2 pseudogenes are annotated in these 355 nt (G+C 41.1%); both read left to right on the forward strand.

Features of this window, described 5'->3' with window-relative positions:
* Positions 1 to 158, forward strand: a pseudogene (locus E3E24_RS12935) (IS607 family transposase); the annotation flags it as partial.
* A pseudogene (locus E3E24_RS12575) lies at positions 133 to 355 on the forward strand (RNA-guided endonuclease TnpB family protein); the annotation flags it as partial. The pseudogenes E3E24_RS12935 and E3E24_RS12575, both read left to right, overlap by 26 nt.

The following is a 355-nucleotide window of genomic DNA, read 5'->3' on the forward strand; positions in this document are numbered from 1 at the left end:
TAATAGTAATCAATGGAGAACTTCAAAAAGAGCCGAGAGAAGAACTCATTGAGGACTTGATAACAATAATCTCGCACTTTGCTGGCAAGTTGTACGGAAGGCGTTCTCACAAGTATAAAGAGGTTGTGAAGAATGCAAAACAGCTCTTCCAAGAATGAAACCGTCGTGAGGGCGTACTCAATTCAACTTCAAGGCGATAGTGTTATTCTGAAGTTTATTGAAGAGTACCACAAAATGGCAAAAACTGCACTCCAAGAAATCCTCAATACCGAAAAATTCACGAAGTTTGAGAGGAAACAACTCCGAGACACGCTTTTAGAGAACTGGAATTATGCTGCCCACTACGTTGACTCCG

It is taken from the genome of Thermococcus sp. LS2 (genome assembly GCF_012027375.1).
Classification (GTDB): Archaea; Methanobacteriota_B; Thermococci; order Thermococcales; family Thermococcaceae; genus Thermococcus_B.